The organism is Sphingomonas qomolangmaensis (genome assembly GCF_024496245.1).
GTDB classification, from domain to species: Bacteria; Pseudomonadota; Alphaproteobacteria; order Sphingomonadales; family Sphingomonadaceae; genus Sphingomonas; species Sphingomonas qomolangmaensis.
The window spans coordinates 3304349-3322062 of sequence record NZ_CP101740.1; the positions used below are offsets into that span (position 1 = coordinate 3304349).

A 17714-nucleotide genomic window follows, 5' to 3' on the forward strand; every position below is an offset into this window, starting at 1 on the left:
GATCTCCGGGGCTGGCATTCATGGCTCGAAAAGTTGAAGGGCGGATACTTGGATCGCGTACCGACTTGTGCGAATGGAAACTCAGGGTCCATGCCGTCGGTGAGGGCAAGTCGATCGGGCGCAGATGTGGTTCGAAATCACCGACCGGCACGGGTTTGCCGTGGCCGTGGTTTGGCTGCCCGGCGACGACGAGCCTTGGCCGGCGATGATGAGCTGCGAGACCGCCATGGTAGCGCCGACCATTCTGACGCCATGAGCATCATCGTGACTGGCCCGGCACCGGCAACTCAGGCTGTGCCCGGAAGCGGGGATGCTATGCGGGCGTTGCAGCGGCCCTGCCGCTTGGAACTCATGACTTTGTGCGGGCAGGTGTTTCCGGCGTGGCGATAGGTCTTCGTTATGCCAGCATGGCACCCGATGGTGCACTTCGCGCAGACAAGGCGGTCGTAGCGATCGGACCAGCGGGTCCGGCTGTCCGCCCAGTGCGATCCCGATGACGGGGGTTTGTTCGTGCTCTGATGATCATCGCCGCCAGCAGGGGTTGGTCGCGTCCTGCAATCAACGCGCTTCCCCACGGCGAACCGGTTGCACTTTACTTCGCCTTGCTTGGGACTAACTCTGCGGGATGGACCCAACGATGGCTACCCACGCTGATGGCGCGCGACTGACGCCGCGGCAGCACGAGTGTCTCGGCCACGTGTATGCACGTCGCACCTCCAAGGAAATTTCGGCAATCACCGGCCTGGCGGTCGGCACCGTTGATACGTACATCGCCGAGGCTGTGACTGCGCTGGGCGCGCGCAATCGTCGTCACGCAGCCGAGCTGATCCATGGAAACAGCACTCCAGCCGATACCCCCGGAAAACCCATACCCGAAAAAACCGGGGTCGTCGCGACGTCGCCACGATCGCTAACCACTAACGAGCCGGAGGAGCTGCAACAACAGTTCACGCTTCTCCCGGTTCGTAAAAAGGGAGCAATCGGTAATGATCTTGGTCCAGTCGCCCGACTCATCGCAATCATCGGCTTCGCCATCGTGCTCGCCGCCAGCTTCGGCATGCTCGCCGTCGGGATGCGTGTCATCTCCGATCTCGCAACAGGCCTGCGCTGACGGGCATAGCGACAAAGCTGAAGACGTGCAGGTCGATCCGGTCGCACGCTTTGTCGGCGCACTGCACGCGTATGAACGGATGCTTCGCAATAGCTACGCCGCTGGTGGACAGCTCGCGAGCGCCGCGATCGATGCTCAGGTTCACCGCGACCTGTCGCCGATCGCCGGACATCAGATCCTTCGGTCGCTCACGGTCGCTAACCTGGCGATCGCAGACGCCCTTACGCGCAGTGCCGAGGCGCATCGGCTATTGGAAGTTCTGGGTCGTCAGCTTGGGGTCGACGTCAAGGCATACGGTGATGTTCACCCCAAGCCGAGCGATGCTGTGTTGCCTGGTTTCATCGGTGCCAGCGCATCCTGTGCCGACTCAGTTGCCTGAGACATGGAGGGCTCGGATCGGGTAGCGTCGCGAGATGGCGTCGGTGGCAGTCTTTATTTTCGCTCAGTGTCTCGCCAGCGGGTACGCCTGCTTGCGTGGTGGCGCGCCCGAACGGCTGATTGCGGTGCTCTTGCTGTTGGCGATGTCGTGGGCGGCAGCCCTGCCGCACGACGCTTCGACCAGCTACCACGGTGTCTACTGGGCTCTGGTCAGGGTCGATCTGGTGCTCTTCGTCTGCTTGACTGGCGTTGCGCTACTGGCCGACCGCTATTGGCCCATGGGGATCGCGGCCCTGCAATTGCTTGCACTGATGGCGCACGGCGTAAAAGGCTACGATCATGGCGTGCTTGCCATCGCCTATTGGCTGGTGGTCGGCAAAACCGCCTATTTCATGCTGGCGGTAATGATTATCGGCACGGTACGGCATCGCGATCGGCAACGGCTCGGGCTGCCCGAATATGCCTGGTCGTTTCGGAGGCACGCGGATGAAGCAGCAAACCGCTTCCGCGATACCAAGGCGTGACGTCACGGAAGATGCCCTCGAATCGATTGTTGCGATTTGCTGTGCAGCGCTGGACGGTAAGGGGTGTGGCGATCTCGCCTATCAAGCGCCCCGGCTCGCCGGTGCAGCTCCTGCAGGGGAAGAACCTGCCGTGCTTTCGGCGGCCGCGCGGGCAAAGAGGCTTTATGCCGCGCGACGGCGCCGCGACCGCATTTTCGGTGTCCATGCTGCCATGATCGGAGATCCGGTCTGGGATGTGATGCTCGACCTGTTCGTTGCCCATCACGAGGGGCGAAAAGTGTCAGTTTCCAGTGCGTGCATCGCCGCCTGTGTTCCGCCCACCACGGCGCTACGCTGGATCAGATCACTCGAACGTTGCAAGCTGGTCGTCCGGACGCCTGATAACCATGACGGACGCCGGCAGCTCGTAGCGCTTTCAGCGCAGGGGCTCCTCATCGTCGAGGAGGCCATGGTCGAGTTCTAGTCCCAGCTCCGCACTGGCACCCGAAAGTCCAAGTCAGTCCAGGATTGGGTTCGCGGAGGCATCATCACCGAGCCCGTCCGCGCTTCTCTCGCCCCGCTGTTTCCGGCGGATCCGCAGGTCGATTGGCTGCCCAATATGCTACAGCATCTCATCACGCGTACTGATGAGTTCAGGCGACGCGTGTTCGGCCAAACCTTGCCTGACCTAGAGAGATACACCATCATTTAGGCGCCTTTGTCAGACCAGCTGTGGCCCTGGATCCGAAGACCGCCACGCGATCGAGGAACGATGGCGAAATGGACGATGCCGATCCGCGATTAAATCGAGCGTATACATAGCGGTCTTAGCCAAACGGCCTTTCGGTCATGTAATCTCTTGTTGTCACTCATGATTTAGCCAAACCGGACCCGTCAGGATCGCCCGACGTAAAGCTCGACCGCGATAAAATCCTGACTCTTTTTATGCTGCGGCTGCTGCCCTCTCCTCGGATGCCCATGACGACTTTGTGACCTCGCGAAGCGATTTGGATAAACCTCCTTAACAAAACGCGGATGTTGTCATCTATTACGACAATATCAATAATCCAAAGATGCACCCCACCATTCCAGTCTCCGAGTTGAAGAACCGGTAAGCCGCCGGATAAAGCCGTTCGCGATATTTCATCAGTCAGATACGCCCACGTAAGAAAGGCCGTAGGGTTGCCCTCAACATCCTCCAAAAGCAGTATCTGATTTAACCGTATCGCCGGCATCGTATGCGCAACAATGCTTTGCAGGTCAATTGACCGGTAATGCGTCATTGAAAGGATGCGCGCTACTGCGCCAAGCCGGTAGCTAATAGACCGTTTCTCAGCCATGGGGCTGGGAGCGGATGGTGCATTTGAAACCATGTAAAAGATGCCCACACATATGAGTCGAAATGCTGCCAGTATACAAGCACCATGCTGCTCGCCAAGCGGCGGGGAGAAACCCGGCGGTCATTCAGCGTCTTGGTTGATGACGCAGGCGACGTCAGGCAGCACATCTGGCGGAGACGGTATATGCTGCTGGGAATGTCCGTTATACGAGCAACCGGCGGTTCGCATGCGAAGGCCGGCTTGCCAAGAAAGTCGGCTGCCCAGTTACCGCAGTGCCTGCGCAAGGCCGCGAGACCATTATTTTCTCACCAATAGTGCGGGTCGTTATGCTGCTACGATCTCGGCAAGAGTCGCAATCAAGGTGCTGATCTTCCTGGCATGCCCTCCTCAAGGGGAGGCGGTGCCCTACTTCACCCATTTGCAGTTCATCCGCCAATCAGGGTAGGCGCCGGGCGATTTCGGCACTCTTCGCGCGGCCGCTATTCCAGTTCGAAACCTAGTCCATTACGGCGGAATAAATATATCCATAATGGACCGAAAGCATAGGTTTGCAGTAGTTAATATACGAGCGGTACGCCTCCTGCCTCCTAAGATGCGTGCCGCGTACTTTCCGAAGATATCGTTGATGGCTATCGACTATGGGCCAAAGCACGCCGTCGCCATGCCGATATAACTGTTTGACAGCAAACCGGATCTCTCCATATTGCCATTCGCACAGAGGAGCCGGCGGATGTCGACTATTGTAAGCGTACCGGAATCGCTAGTTCTGAATAACCTGTCGCGGCGTGACGATATGTATCATATCGAGGGCCGTGGTATTGATCTATTCCTGTTGCGCGACTTTCTTGATCTCGCCGAATGTGAGGCGCTTATCGAGCTGATCGAGGCTGATAACCATCCTTCCCGACTGATGGGAGCAGGGGAGGCTAATTTCAGGACGAGCCACAGCTGTCCTCTTGCACACAGTAGGCATCCGCTGGTTGCCGAAGTCGACAGGCGAATATCCGAGCTGACCGGCATCCCTCTTAATCGCCAGGAAGGTATTGAGGGGCAGCGATATCGGGTCGGGCAGGAATTCAGGCCGCATTTCGACGCGTTTGTACCGGGCAGCGAGTATTTTCCTGCAGAAATGCAGGTCGGAGGGCAGCGTACCTGGACGGTAATGCTGGCGCTGAACACGCCGAAGTGCGGCGGGGGGACGGCCTTTCCAAATGCTGGCGTGAGGATCCGGCCCAAGGCAGGAAACCTAATCGCCTGGGACAATCTCAATGGTTGTGGCGAGATTAACCCGTCCTCGCTGCACTGTGGAGAGCCGGTCGTTGCGGGCGACAAGTACATCGCGACCAAATGGCATCGGCAACGAAAGTTTGCTCCGCCTCGTGCTCACGTGTTCAGCAGCGGAACGGCCAGAGCACTATAGGCAGGCCGCATCGATACGGTTCGCGTCGACGAACCGCAAGGGTGCCGATCGCCATCAATAAGTAACCCCAATCATGAAGGAGAGATTTAATGCGCAAGCTGACACCCGAAGAGTGTGAATATATATCCGGCGGCGATACGTATCCGGGTATAGACTCTGAAGTAGGGGACATCGTCGTCACCGGCTCGCCGCCTCCATATTACACGCCGCCCTATTACACCCCACCTTCCACCCCGCCTTACTATCCGCCATATTATCCACCATATACTCCTGGAACCGGTGTTGGTACGCCTCCGGCCCCACCCCCCGCCGATGCGGCATCGCATGATGTTACATTCGGCAACGGGCTCAAGGAAAGCGATCTGGACATCACACAGAAGGAGGCTCTTAAAGATTACAAGGAAAGCATCGTGAGGGTAGGCAACTGGATAACTTCCTTGCCAGGCAATGCCCAGATCACGCTTGGCGATGGCAACATCGTGACAGGCCTAGAACTGAAAGAGGCTTGGGCTAAAACAGACTTTGTGATAAACCCAGTCGGCTTCAAGGGCTACGCTAACGCCGAAGGGCGAGGTGAGTCCAATTGGAACTCTGGCGATCCCATTGTTAGTATGAACATTGACGTCATAGACAAATATAATGATCATACCCAAGACAAGAGGGGTACAAACTTCCTCGTTCTTCACGAGATAGCCCATTTAACAAGTGACAACCGTGCACATAATATTGCCAATACCGGACAGGACCCAGTTCGTCTCGCCGAGATGGAGCGGTTCGCAAACGACATAGCGCGCGCGGTGGCCGTATATTACGCAGGCCCGAATCAGGCAGTCCCCGGAATAGACTATAGCGCAAATGGTCCCACACTATTTATTCCACAGCCGCCGGCACCGCCTCCGTACTATCCCCCTTACTATCCGCCGGGTGTAAACATTCCTTGATAGAGCGCCTCAGCAGGAATTCGCTACAGTATTTCTGCTGAGGGGCTTCGGAGTATCACACATATGAGTATCCTATGACAATTCTCGCTAAAACAATCGTGATATGGGCGTCAGCCCTTACAATATCATGCGCAGGCAGCGCTACGTCGCAGCCCCTAAGTTCCGTATCTGGTGTTAACAACTGCACCACAATGGCATTTACGCCCGAAACGTCGCGAGATGTTGAATCATTAGGTATCACCCTAATGCCGGATGGTGGCAGTATTGCGCTGCGCAGTACGGAGACCGTAACGGGGCCGTGCGCTGCGATCCTTCAGTCATTCAAGGGTGGTACTTACAACCTGGACAATGGTACGAAGCTTAACCGGGAATATGGTGGAGATTCAGCGACACTGTCGGCGTCAGGCTTTCCTGTCCCGATACCCCTGCCAGAAACCGCCGTGCCCGAGGCTGACGGCGATTTCTTGATGGCAGACAAAATGGGAACTATCAAAGTTGGCGACAGACTCGTCGACACTTATGTCGGTGTCTGGAAGTTGCCTGCTACTACCCTCGTGAGAGCCTTCCAGACGGAGGAGGACAGAGCGGTGGGCCGTCCCCAAACAATATTCGCGTCGCGGCAGCCCATTCGCAGCATCACTTATTTTCCGTCGCCCGACAGTCCAAGCGGCACACTTAACGTCGTGATGGACGCCGGTAAGGGCGCAGCCAGAGCTATCGAGATGGGCTGGCAACATCCGGGCTTGTTCAAGCCTGACAATTGAATCCAGCTTCATCAGCGGCCATGCAGAACCGTGACGATCGTCAAACGACAGGGTATTCTGGCCCGGAAGACCCTTTGAACGGGCTTTCAGGGGTTGCGGGCGGCCGTGCCGCTCCGACTTCGCTCTTTGATGATGGCCAGGTGAAGGCTTCCGATCCATTGGACGGCATTGCGGAGAGTCGTGAGGGGGCGCGGAGGTCACCATCGACTTCAGACGTTTCGAACGATCAGCCGGATACGTTGCTGCGCAGGGAGGCAATACAGCACGCCCGAGAAACGGCTTTCGGGCAGCCTATAGCCCGATTTCCGGTGAGCTGGACATGGGCTACCCTGACAACCCTGTTGGTAATAATCGTCGTTGCGGCGATAATGTTCAATCAGACATTCGAGCGTACAGCGATCGTCCCTGGAAGTCTGGATGTAGACGGTGGCAGAGCTCAGCTGTTCGTCAATCAACCGGGCACCGTAGAAAGCGTTCTTGTCGGCGAAGGGGAGATCGTGAAGAAGGGGCAGCCGCTGTTTACCCTCGCAAATAATAGCGTTGCTATCGACGGTCGCGGCCTTCGCGAGAATCTGGAAGCTGGCTTCGACGAGCAGGCCGCTATCCTCAATGAGCGGAAGTTGTCCCTCCGGCAACTCGCTATCCAGCGCGATAGCGAGGCCCTTGCGGCCCAGCGCCTCATCGAGTCGGAGATGCTGTCGTTGCGGGGGGCGTTCAGTCACCAGAATCAGCGACTGAAGATGGCCGAGGAGGATCTCGATGTCATCAAGCCGGTGGCCGAGCGCGGCTTCATCTCAGGGAATGCGGTAAGGCAGAGGGAGTTGGTGCTCTTGGCTGCCAGGCAAGCGGCGGATGAAACCGCAGGCCGGTTGCGCGTTCTGCAGGAGCAAGGCGCCCGACAAAGAGCGGTATCTGCGCAGGCAAAATACACTACGCAGCAGGAGGCGACGGTGCTCGCCGAAGCAACCTCCGCGCTGAACCAGCGCCGCATCCAGTCCGATGTCGGTGCCCGGCAGCAGATTGTCGCGCCGACGACGGGGAGAGTATCGGCCGTCCAGATCAGTCCGGGTCAGATTGCAAGACCGCAGTTTCCTCTGCTGGCAATCATACCGAAAGGTCGAGCGATCGTAGCGGTCCTCCATATCCCCTCCAGAAGCATCGGCCTTATCCGGGTCGGCCAGGAAGTGCGAATGCGCTACCATGCGTTTCCTTATCAGCGTTTCGGGGCGGCTAAGGCTGTTATACGGCAGGTCTCGCAGACGTTGATCCGACCCGAAGAGTCGCCGTCAGGCGCGCTTTCCGATGAGCCCGCGTACCGGGTGATCGCGATTATCGACCGCAACGATATCACCGCGTACGGAACTCGGCACCGGCTTCTGCCAGGCATGACATTCGACGCTGACATTATCCTCGAGAAGCGTTCCTTTGCCGACTGGATACTCGAACCCCTGCGTGCACGAGGCAATCACGGATGACAGGAGTGCTCAACCTATCCGGGCGTCGCCGCATCGAGGTCATTCGGCAATCAGAAGCTGCGGAATGTGGAACTGCATGTCTGGTTATGATGGCGAACTATCATGGACATGCGCTCGACATGCCAGCGATGCGCCGACGGTTCGGCACTTCGCTCAAGGGCATTACCTTACGCATTATGATGGAGATCGCAAATTCTATCCATCTTACAACCCGGGCCATACGCTGCGAGCCCGATGAATTGGCCCAGCTCAAATTGCCGGCGATCCTGCACTGGCGCGGTAACCATTTTGTCATTCTAGAGCAGGTAACGCGTAAAAGGATCACGATCGTCGACCCGGCCCTTGGACGCATCAACATCGCGAAAAGCGCCCTTTCCCGTGGGTTCTCCGGCGTGGCCCTTGAACTTGCCGCGGCTCCCGCTTTCAAGGCCCAGACGGAGCGAACGCCTCTCACGCTGACCTCTATGGTTCAATTCAGCCCTAATATTGTCCGGGGCTTGATCCAGGCAATGGTCCTTTCGATCATAATTGAATTGCTTGTATTGGCTTCACCCTTTTACATGCAGATAATAATCGATGAAGCTTTGGTAAAGGGCAATATCGATCTCATCGAGTCCCTTGCAATCGCATTTGGGATGGTGCTTTTGTTTCGGGTGGCGGCCGTTCTATTGCGGGGTTTCGTCATTCAGTTCATATCGCAGAACCTCTCATTTGATATGCGAACCAAGGTGTTCCATCACCTTATACGGCTTCCACTGGAATGGTTTTCAAAGCGACAGATTGGCGATATTCAAAGTCGCTTTGGATCTATCGATCCTATTCAGCAATTCATTTCCAATGGTGCCATCATCGGTATCCTTGATGGTGTGCTAGGCGCCTTGGTGCTGGCGCTCATGTTCGCGTATTCAGCGAAGCTCGCGATAATCGTACTGATATCGATGTTATTGATCATTCCAATAAGAGTTGGAACTTTGCAGCTTGAGCGGCGCTTGGCAGGCGACCTGATCGTTAATCAGGCTTTCGAGCAAACGCGCTTCCTCGAGACCTTGCGAGCATTTAACACAGTGAAATCAACTGGCGCTGAGTTGGCTAAGGAAGGCCAGCAACGAAACGCTACAGCTGCCGCCGTTAACTCAATGATCCGGGCTGGCAATATAAAGCTCGCCAGTAATGGCGCCAATGCGCTGTTGGACGGGCTGGCAAGCATTATCGTGATTTATGTCGGTGCACTCGAAGTGCTGTCCGGGACCCTGACCGTCGGAATGCTGATGGCGTTTGTTGCTTACGAGCGGCAGTTTGGTACCCGCTTCGTCAACCTTATCGAGACGATAATCTCTTGGAAGCTGCTTTCAGTTAATCTGATGCGTCTCGCCGACATTGCATTGGCGAAAAAAGAGGATGGTATCGATGGAGGAGGATATAAGGGTGTCGTCGAGGGTCATATAGAGTGTCGGGCTGCATCATATACGTACGGTTTCGGAGAAAAGCCTGTTCTCAGCAATGTGAACCTTACCGTTCAACCGGGAGAGTTTGTTGCCATTGTGGGTGCATCAGGATGCGGGAAATCAACCCTTCTTAAGGTAATTACTGGCCTATTTAATGCCAGCTCAGGAAAGGTCTTATTGGATGGACGACCGATAAAGGAGTGGGACGTTCGAGAGATACGTCGGCAGATTGCACTGGTAACGCAGGAAGACAGGCTGATGACGGGGTCAATTGCCGAAAACATCGCGCTTTTTGACGAAGATATAGACCTCGAATACGTAAAGTCGTGCGCTTCCCTCGCCCGAATCGATGCCGAGATCAGGGCTATGCCCATGGGGTATGAAACGCTGGTCGGGGACATGGGATCAAGTCTTTCGAGCGGTCAACAGCAGCGTGTGATGATTGCCAGAGCGATATACAGGCGACCAAAGGTGCTGGTTCTGGATGAGGGCACCTCACACCTTGATACCGAAAACGAAACTGCGTTGAACCTCGCACTAAAGCAGCTTCGGATGACTCGCATTATCGTAGCCCATCGGCCCGAAACCATAGCTGCTGCCGACCGCCGCGTGGAAATCCGGAACGGATCAGTTTTTGTCCTTCGCGACCCGAAGCACTCTGCCACCTCACCCTTTGGTCCGGAAGGAATCTCTCTTGCCTCATAGCCCGACACACCATCGCGAGTTGCGCCGTTCGGGAGAGGGGTACCCGTCAGCGCGCCAAATGGCTGACCGGTGTGAAAATCTGGCGCGCGAGATTGTGCACGATCTGGAAAATCCGTCTGCCCGAGAAGAGACCGGCGGCGAACTCACCGTTATTGGTTCGGGGATTTGTTACTTGGACTTTCTGAATGATGCCGAGGCCGAAATCAGAAGTGCCGATGTTGTATTTTACTGCTTCTATGACAGGGTATCGCAGATATGGCTGCACGATCTTGTGCCGGAAGCCATCGATCTACGGGTGTTCTATGACGCCACGCTTGATCGGTTTGCTACGTATACAAGGATGGCGGAGGCGATGCTCCAGCCGGTTCGGAGGGGCAAAAGGGTTGTGGCAATTTACTACGGCCACCCAGGAATCTTCGCCAGTCCGGCTCATCGCGCGATAAAGATAGCACGGCGTGAGGGGTATCGTGCCCGGATGCGACCAGGCATCTCTGCTCTCGACTACCTGGTCGCCGATCTGGGATTTGATCCGGCGTTGCCCGGACTGCAGAGCTTCGAGGCCACGGATATGTTGTTACGTGATAGGCGGATTGATCCAAGCCTCCATATTGTCCTATGGCAAGTTGGACTTATCGGAGACCTGAAGCATTCACCACAGGGGTTCGTTAACGCTGGCCTGCCTATGCTGGTTGATGTGCTTGAAGAGACATATGGCTCTATTTGGCAAGTAACGCACTATATTGCACCCCAGTATGTAGGCGTGGAGCCTCTCATCGAGAGCTTCGCAATAGGGGAATTGCGCCATGGGGAAGCCAAATCTTCGCTTTGCTCTTTGTCCACACTCTATATCCCTCCTATGCAGGCGTGCTCCACCAATCCGATGCGCTCGGTGTCGCTGGGTATCAGGCGTCCCGACGAACCCCTGCCGCCCCCCGAGAGAGAGTTCCGCACAGATCGCTACGGCACGTTCGAGCATGACACGCTGAAGAACCTCGAGAGATTCAAGGTAAGCCCTGACTATTTCCTGCCGCAACCAACGCCGGCTGCTGATTTCATGATTGCGCTCAGTCGGGAACCGGAACTGCGCCGCCGGTATCGTTCGGATGCCGCCGCTGTCTTGTCAGAGGATCGATTTTCGAACCTGAGTGAACGGGCTGCCAAGCTTTTAGCCATCGGCCATCCCAGCGCCGTGGTTGCAGCGCTCGCAGAAAAATAGATGCTTCCAAGGCGGGAGCACGCGTGGACAGTTCAGCGGCGACGTGCTCCCCTAATTCGGTCCACGCGCTTGGGGCGACATAGTTCTAACATTAGGTTGTCGCGAAAGCTGGTCCCAGTTCGTCCTACTGGATATTTGTCTGCCGGACGAAAGTCCGTCCACCTCGATCGGAACCTGAAAGAACTCGCTGGGCCACAGGTCAACGCCCTCATGGTGTTGCCAGCGCTCGCCCGAGCGGACGATCCCTTTCCGCAACGGCGGCGTGAAGAGCTCGTGTCGCCGCACGCGCGGCCCGTCCTGCGCTTCGGGACAAATTCTGCGAGGACTTACGACCACCTTTTGTAAGTGCAGGCCGGCTTTTTCCGGCGTGATCCCGCGGCGTCAAGGCCGGATGAGTGGCTTCCCATTCAAACAGCTGCCCGGGACGTGTGTGCGCTCGAAAGTGGGGTTTCGTTCAGGTTGCAGGAGACGAGGCCACAGTGTCACTCGAGTCCCCCCGAGGGCTAGCAACGTTCTCCGCGTAGCGCTGATTGGCGCCGAGCGGCTTCGAATTATCATGCCCAGACGGGATTGGGGTAATGGAAGCTGGCCGGGGGGATGACGACCGTATTTCCGCGAATGTTGATCGTCATCCCCAGCCGCGCAGCGTCCGGCGCGCAGGGGTAGCGTAACCAGCCTTGCGAGGCCTCGGACCAACCAATCGGCAGTCGTGAACGAAAGCAGATCATTTCATCACCCACGATCGGACCGCTCAAGAGAACGGCGTAACCATCGCCGCGCTCCCGGCAATATACCGCAGATGATCCGTCCAGATGAACCTGCCCAAGTGGCGCACAGTCGATCGCAAGCCCGGACCATCGTCGAAAGGATCGCGAGAGCATCCAGTCTATGACGTTGGAGATACGTCGCTCTGCCTCGTCGGACAGCGTATCGATACCATTCAGGTAGCGCGAGAGCAGCCGGGTGCTGTATTCATAAGCTAAAACACCCCTCGGCATTGTCCACGCCAAAAGAAGACGAAGAACAAAATCCCTTTCGCTTGGGTCGTGCGGTGCCCATGCCGACAAGACCTTTGAAATAGTGCCAGCTTCGATCGTATCGCGATCGCCTTGCACTGGCGGCCCTCCAACAAGGAGGTGGTATAGCCACGGGAGTCGAAACACGCCCGTGGAATCGCCTATCTGGGCGGATTGCCGTTGTTGCCGATCGAACAGGCCTAATAGCAAACCAGGTATTTCGGAGGATCGAGGGAAAGCCGAGAGGTGAAGTGCATCATGCACGGCCCTAAGAAAGGCCGCTTCGATTGCGCCTTTCATGTCAGGCTCCGCAGTTTGCAGCAGGGATTGGTACCCGTGGGCGGCGAAGGTTGCGTTTAACGCCTTCGCTGTACGCGCGAGCGCACCGGCATCCCTCCCAAAAAACTCCCCCGGTTCGCCAAAATAGCGGTGCCAGCTCGGAACAGCGCGGAACGAACCGAAATCGACTAGCGCGCCCGTGACGGAGACATTCGCCGACAGGAACCGGCCCTGCCAAAGGCGATGTGCCTGCGAAGCCCCGATTTGGGCAGCGTAGCGTAGAATAAGCGCAGGAAGCCCAGGATAGCCTATTGCTTGAGGTCGCGCTATCGCTGCGTCGATAGCGTCGCGAACGCGCACAGCGTCAATTTGCTGATCGGCTCCCTGAAAACCGGAACTCCCGAAAAATACTGATCGCTGAAAATGGGCCGGCCGGATGAAATTAGGCCGAACGACGATTGCTTCTCCTGCCGCGTCATCCTGAAGGCCGAGGATGGCGACAATCGGAACCGAACCATACGGCAACTCACGAGCCGCAATTTCGCTGCTGACAGCCTCACGGATAGCTTCAGCAAGTGATACGCGCCCGTCCTCGTGAGTTCCGATGCTTACATGTGGCACTAGCCCGGTGGGGCCGATGCCCTTGGCGTTGAAATTACCGAGCATGGCACAGCGTCCGCTCCCGCCATGCAATGATCCGCTATTGCTGCCGTAACGGTCAGCCGCCAAAACGGCGTCAGTCTGGCCCTTGGTGACGGTGTTGACGGCAAAAGAATCAAGAAGCCAGTCACGGATATCGCAATATTCCCGTTGGTTGATGGAAGTTTTGGTATACTGCGTCCACCATCTCCGGTTAATCCACAGTACGCGTGCCCTGATCGCGCGAACAGGTGTGGGGACTGCCAGCGACGGCCCCAAAAGTTCCATATTCGGGATCAAAGAACCCGTATGTATCTGAATTTCAGCCTTGCTCACTGATGTTGCGCAAATAGCGCCTCATTGCTCTGCCGGATGCGGAAAGATTCCGGCTTCGGCCAAGCGACCACAACCGTGAAGGTGAAGCCAGCGCAGAACAACTTTCGTCTTTATCGCTGAGAGCCCAATTGAGATGACTTATTCCGCGATCATTAAGGAAGGACAACCAGCGACTTGCCTCGGCGATGTCAATGGCACCATCTCCGCTCGCTTCACACAAGCCAAACTCACTTACAAACGGGCAAACTCCCTTGGAAAGAGCGGCCTCGACCACCGACCGGAGGCCCTGTCGATGCGTTGCGGCATAGAAGTGCACTGAATATGCTATGTTATGGAATTGCAGTTGCGAGGCAGCGGCTGAAGCAAGATCGGTACAATGGTGTCCCGTTCCGCACACGGCAATATTCGCAATGCCCCTGTCGCGCAGCCGGCTGACGATCGCTTCGTGATGGGGCTTAATGATTGTTCCCCAGTCTTCAGTCGTCGGCTCATTCCAGGTCTCATATATGATATTGGACAGCGCTGCGTATCGTTGCGCAATCCTGTCAAAGAACTCGATGGCTGATCTCGTGTGGGCCTTGTGGCTATGCCAATCAATGACAGCATAAAGACCGTGCTCGATCGCTGCGTCGACAGCCGCGAAAACTGCGGTGATCTCCCTTTCAGGATGGGATAGATATCCGCCATTCTCGACCCCCAGGGGTACTCGCACGACGTCTATCCGCCAGTCGGTCGCAAGTCTGCCAATCCAGCTCCGGGTCGGCATGTGATGAGACCATTGGCTCCAAAATAACGACATGCCGCGCAGTGTGACTGGTTCCCCCGACTCGCCCAGGACGTGATGTTCTTTGACGGAGAGTCGGCCGTAGCGATCGATTGATGAACTGCGCCCGATAGTCATCGGCTAGGCGGCCACTTGTCCAAGGATAAATTCGCTAGCTATCGCAATCCCATCCTCTTGCTTCACCAGGTCCGATGCCACGCGAAGCTGGCTTCGTACATGAGTGCTTGCTAAAACTCGTAGCAGCGTAGCCGATATTACGCCGGGATCCGGACGGTTGCTAAGGATAGCGCCTCCTAACCCTAATTGGGCTATCCGTACCGCATTGTCAGGCTGATCGAAGCGGCCCGCTGCGATAAGTTGTGGTACCCCGGCCCTGACCGCTTCGGCAATTGTTCCGATACCACCATGATGTACGATCGCCGCTGCCCCGGGTAGCACCGCCGCCAAATCAACGAAGGGCATGGTCGTCACCATCGAATCATGGCTTTCAGCGTGGGACAGGCTTTTTGAGAGCACCAGCGCCCGCTTTCCTACGTTCGCAGCGACAATCGCTGACTTGCGGGCAAAATCGGGTCCGTCGATGGTTCCGGTCCCCGAGGTGAAAACAATCGCGTCTTTGGCAATGGACGAAGCCGCGACCGGTCGCCTGTCGAACGGGAATCCCGCGAGAATGGTAGCGGGAGGCCAGTCCGACTGCGGCAAGGCATACCACTCCGGGCACAGCATGATATCGGTCGCAGGAGACGCCCTCGGGGATTTCCCAATCGGCGAGGAAAGGCCAATCGATTTACGAAAGCGATCGATATATTGGCGGTACGGGCTGTTAAGATAGCTGATGAAGTTGATCGCGGGCATTACCGCGTTGCGGCCAATGCTGCCAAGGGGTCCCTCGGTCAACGCAGTCAACGGCCAAGGCGGCCGTTGGAATGATGGTACGGCAGAGGGCTGCAGCAATATTCGTATTGAACGGCAGCCTGACCGTTCTACCGCGCATGCCGCACCAAGCATGTTTGACCGAAAAACGACCATCGTATGGGGAGCCTGCTCAAGAAGCCGGCTTAAATAGTGAAAGCTTCGCCTGAAAGAGGGTATCACCTGCTGTGCAAAGAACGATAGGTCATCGCGCCCGGTCTGTGGCGGGTCAGGCGGCGAGATAGGGTAAAATTCAGCACCGGTATCCGCGACAAGATCCCGCCAGTTTTCGTTGGTGGCAATAACTACCCGACCCCCAGCAGAAATCAGGCTTCGCGCCAAAGCGGTGAACGGTTTCACGTCTCCTAACGTACCCATGGTGCAGAGAATAAAAGAAGGACTAGAGATGGCGCGCCTCAGACAATAATAGAAAAACCGTTGAGATAAGGTGAAGACACAATAGGACTCAATGAGTAACGCGGTAGTATCAAGAGAACAAGGAGCCGCTGCCGTTAAAGCTCCAAGAATGCCGGAGAAACCCGGAAAGATATCCTACTATGATTGGCTTATGCGGCGTGAGAACCAGGCCAGTTCGCCGGTCCGAACTAGGCCTGACTTCAGACGCGAGGTGCGCTCGGGTTCCTAACTTTTTCATATCTGTGGCCCCGGCACGCAATTTGGGCGTGATTCAAAGGGATTAAGCTGTCTCACTGCTGGGGTAAAGACTGCGCTCCACGATATCGGAATGATGATGATCCATAATGGCGGTTTATGCGCCCCGACCCCGCCACCTTGACGCAGTTGGATGAATGCAAGCCATCATTCCCTCCGTCGTTGAGGAATGCGACCTGCCGAATCGGGTCGAGCCCGGCTTAGGCTCCAGACCGACCTCCTTGCAGCGGCATAATCCCTCGAAAACCGCCATATGTGACAGCTCCTGGATGATGTTTGAGCACTCCCGAACTCGGAAGACCAGTAAGCTGGCAGATCGCCGCATTTCCTCGCTCCGATCCCGGTCGGGCGGAGACAGAGGCTTGGTCTGTCAGGCTGTGAGGCCTGCTTCCCGACGCGGTCTGGTGCCGGAACTGAAGCCACAACTATTGGCTGATCGAGGTGAGGGTGCCCGGTTCGTCGAGCGGGTCCGTTATTTTCCGGGTCCTTAAGACGGGCTTCGAAGGACTTTTGGGTGAACTGTATCTTCGGGTGAGCGCCCGTCAGCCCCGGTATTCATCGCGTGGGCAAGGTCGCGTCCAGCCTTTCGCCAATATCACGCAACCGCTGGTTAAGCTTCTTGTCGGTAATCGGTATTGCTCGATCGATCCGCGCGCGAAAAATCGGGTAAAGCGGCGCCGCTTCGACGAGGTCAGGATCGGCGAACACGTCCTCCCGCGCGGGCAACAGATAGCGCGGCGGTGCATCCCAACGCGGCATCAGCAACATCTTATAGGTGTCGGGCGCCGTCATGAAGCGCAGGAAAGCTTCGGCGTCGGCACGCTTCGCAGGAGCGAGCCGAGCTTGGATCACCAATATGTCGACCCAAGCAATCGGTTGTGAACCCCTGTCGGCTAAAGGCCATTCGGCTACCTTGATCGTCTTCGGGTCCAGGCATCCCTCGTCCTTGCGGCAAGAAAGCATGGATTCGCTCATCGCGAAAAAGAGTTGTTCGGAATAGCCGACATAGGCGCGGCCCGCCCCACGCGCGAACTGGCCGGCATAGAAACCGGCGCGATCGTGATAATCGCCATCGCGACCAAAGCCGGGGCGGAACAGCGCAATTGCTCGCGTCATCATCCCCACGACCCCCGGGTCGAGACGGTTCGGATCGACACGGCGGAGCGCGGCGTCGCGCGTCGCGAACTGGTCCATCGCTCCATCGAGGTATATTTCACCGAGCGTCGATTTACCCGAGAAGTCTGCGATCAGCCATTGGTCGGGTTGACTGCGAAGCGCGCGCTCGATGTCGCCGAGCGACTTTGCGTCTTCGATCGCTTTATCGCCTTCTCGGTAAAACAGGAAGTTGCCACACACCCAGTGCGGAAGCCCGAGAAGCTTGCCGTCTTTCGTGACGATCTCTCGGCTGAAAGGTAACAGCTGTTCCACGACGTCGCCAAAGCCGGTGAGCGGCGCAATGCGTCCGGCTTGAACGAAGTCATCAAGAAACACCGAGTCGAGCTCATAAACATCGGCGTTCTCATGGACGATACCTTCCTTGGCTGGCCTTTCGTCATAATAGCCGCTCTTGAGCGTAATCTGGAGGTCGATCTGAGGGTGCCTGGCTTCGAACTCCTGCTCGATCGCCCAATAGGCCGTGCTCGCATCCGGGATGTAAGGGTAGAGTGAGGCCTTGAGCACTCGCCTTGGCGGCGCAGCGCTGTCCTGGGCGATCGAAGGCGCGTCCGATATAGTTGCAACAACGAGGCTGGCGGCTAGCAGAAGTGTTCGCATGGACC

At 56.9% G+C, this 17714-nt stretch carries 16 protein-coding genes; 11 read left to right on the forward strand and 5 right to left on the reverse strand.

What is annotated here, in order from left to right; all coding sequences use genetic code 11:
• The first annotated feature begins 124 nt into the window (after window positions 1-124).
• The 5 genes from NMP03_RS15575 (at window position 125) to NMP03_RS15595 (ending at window position 2476) form a co-directional block, all read left to right on the forward strand.
• Window positions 125-256: a hypothetical protein gene (locus tag NMP03_RS15575; RefSeq protein WP_256506405.1), complete on the forward strand. Its 132-nt coding sequence runs from the start codon at window positions 125-127 to the stop codon at window positions 254-256.
• A 381-nt stretch (window positions 257-637) separates the two neighbouring features.
• Complete coding sequence (locus NMP03_RS15580; RefSeq protein WP_256506406.1) at window positions 638-1111, forward strand: helix-turn-helix domain-containing protein; 474 nt, start codon at window positions 638-640, stop codon at window positions 1109-1111.
• A gap of 25 nt (window positions 1112-1136) precedes the next feature.
• Entirely contained in the window at window positions 1137-1490 is a 354-nt protein-coding gene (locus tag NMP03_RS15585; RefSeq protein WP_256506407.1) for a hypothetical protein, read from the forward strand.
• 34 nt (window positions 1491-1524) lie between these two features.
• The gene (locus tag NMP03_RS15590) at window positions 1525-2013 is read left to right on the forward strand and encodes a hypothetical protein (protein ID WP_256506408.1); all 489 of its coding nucleotides are present in this window, start codon (window positions 1525-1527) and stop codon (window positions 2011-2013) included.
• Complete coding sequence (locus NMP03_RS15595) at window positions 1976-2476, forward strand: helix-turn-helix domain-containing protein (RefSeq protein WP_256506409.1); 501 nt, start codon at window positions 1976-1978, stop codon at window positions 2474-2476. Before NMP03_RS15590 ends, NMP03_RS15595 begins: the two co-directional genes overlap by 38 nt.
• 385 nt (window positions 2477-2861) lie before the next feature.
• Here the strand turns inward: NMP03_RS15595 and NMP03_RS15600 are convergent, their stop codons facing one another.
• Entirely contained in the window at window positions 2862-3332 is a 471-nt protein-coding gene (locus tag NMP03_RS15600) for a toxin-activating lysine-acyltransferase (RefSeq protein WP_256506411.1), read from the reverse strand.
• Window positions 3333-4062: 730 nt separating this feature from the next.
• Between NMP03_RS15600 and NMP03_RS15605 the strand changes: the two genes are divergently transcribed.
• From NMP03_RS15605 to NMP03_RS15630, 6 genes are all read left to right on the forward strand, one after another.
• Window positions 4063-4752, forward strand: a complete 690-nt coding sequence (locus tag NMP03_RS15605; protein ID WP_256506413.1) for a prolyl hydroxylase family protein — start codon at window positions 4063-4065, stop codon at window positions 4750-4752.
• An 89-nt stretch (window positions 4753-4841) separates the two neighbouring features.
• A complete protein-coding gene (locus NMP03_RS15610) occupies window positions 4842-5693 on the forward strand; it encodes a hypothetical protein (RefSeq protein WP_256506415.1) in 852 nt (283 codons plus the stop codon).
• 191 nt (window positions 5694-5884) lie between these two features.
• Window positions 5885-6457: a hypothetical protein gene (locus NMP03_RS15615; protein ID WP_256506417.1), complete on the forward strand. Its 573-nt coding sequence runs from the start codon at window positions 5885-5887 to the stop codon at window positions 6455-6457.
• Window positions 6458-6477: 20 nt separating this feature from the next.
• Window positions 6478-7932 carry an HlyD family secretion protein gene (locus tag NMP03_RS15620; RefSeq protein ID WP_256506419.1) on the forward strand — a complete coding sequence of 485 codons (1455 nt, stop codon included), beginning with the start codon at window positions 6478-6480 and terminating at the stop codon, window positions 7930-7932.
• Complete coding sequence (locus tag NMP03_RS15625; RefSeq protein ID WP_256506420.1) at window positions 7929-10082, forward strand: peptidase domain-containing ABC transporter; 2154 nt, start codon at window positions 7929-7931, stop codon at window positions 10080-10082. Before NMP03_RS15620 ends, NMP03_RS15625 begins: the two co-directional genes overlap by 4 nt.
• A gap of 58 nt (window positions 10083-10140) precedes the next feature.
• Window positions 10141-11298 carry an SAM-dependent methyltransferase gene (locus tag NMP03_RS15630; RefSeq protein WP_256506421.1) on the forward strand — a complete coding sequence of 386 codons (1158 nt, stop codon included), beginning with the start codon at window positions 10141-10143 and terminating at the stop codon, window positions 11296-11298.
• A 554-nt stretch (window positions 11299-11852) separates the two neighbouring features.
• Here the strand turns inward: NMP03_RS15630 and NMP03_RS15635 are convergent.
• The 4 genes from NMP03_RS15635 to NMP03_RS15650 form a co-directional block, all read right to left on the reverse strand.
• The gene (locus NMP03_RS15635; RefSeq protein WP_256506422.1) at window positions 11853-13568 is read right to left on the reverse strand and encodes a hypothetical protein; all 1716 of its coding nucleotides are present in this window, start codon (window positions 13566-13568) and stop codon (window positions 11853-11855) included.
• A complete protein-coding gene (locus tag NMP03_RS15640; RefSeq protein WP_256506423.1) occupies window positions 13555-14367 on the reverse strand; it encodes a glycoside hydrolase family 5 protein in 813 nt (270 codons plus the stop codon). The genes NMP03_RS15635 and NMP03_RS15640 overlap by 14 nt, the downstream gene beginning before the upstream one ends.
• Before the next feature lie 105 nt (window positions 14368-14472).
• Window positions 14473-15624, reverse strand: coding sequence for a nucleotide disphospho-sugar-binding domain-containing protein (locus NMP03_RS15645; protein WP_256506424.1), 1152 nt, complete (start codon window positions 15622-15624; stop codon window positions 14473-14475).
• Window positions 15625-16491: 867 nt separating this feature from the next.
• Window positions 16492-17709, reverse strand: a complete 1218-nt coding sequence (locus tag NMP03_RS15650) for an extracellular solute-binding protein (RefSeq protein ID WP_256506425.1) — start codon at window positions 17707-17709, stop codon at window positions 16492-16494.
• Between the last annotated feature and the right edge of the window lie 5 nt (window positions 17710-17714).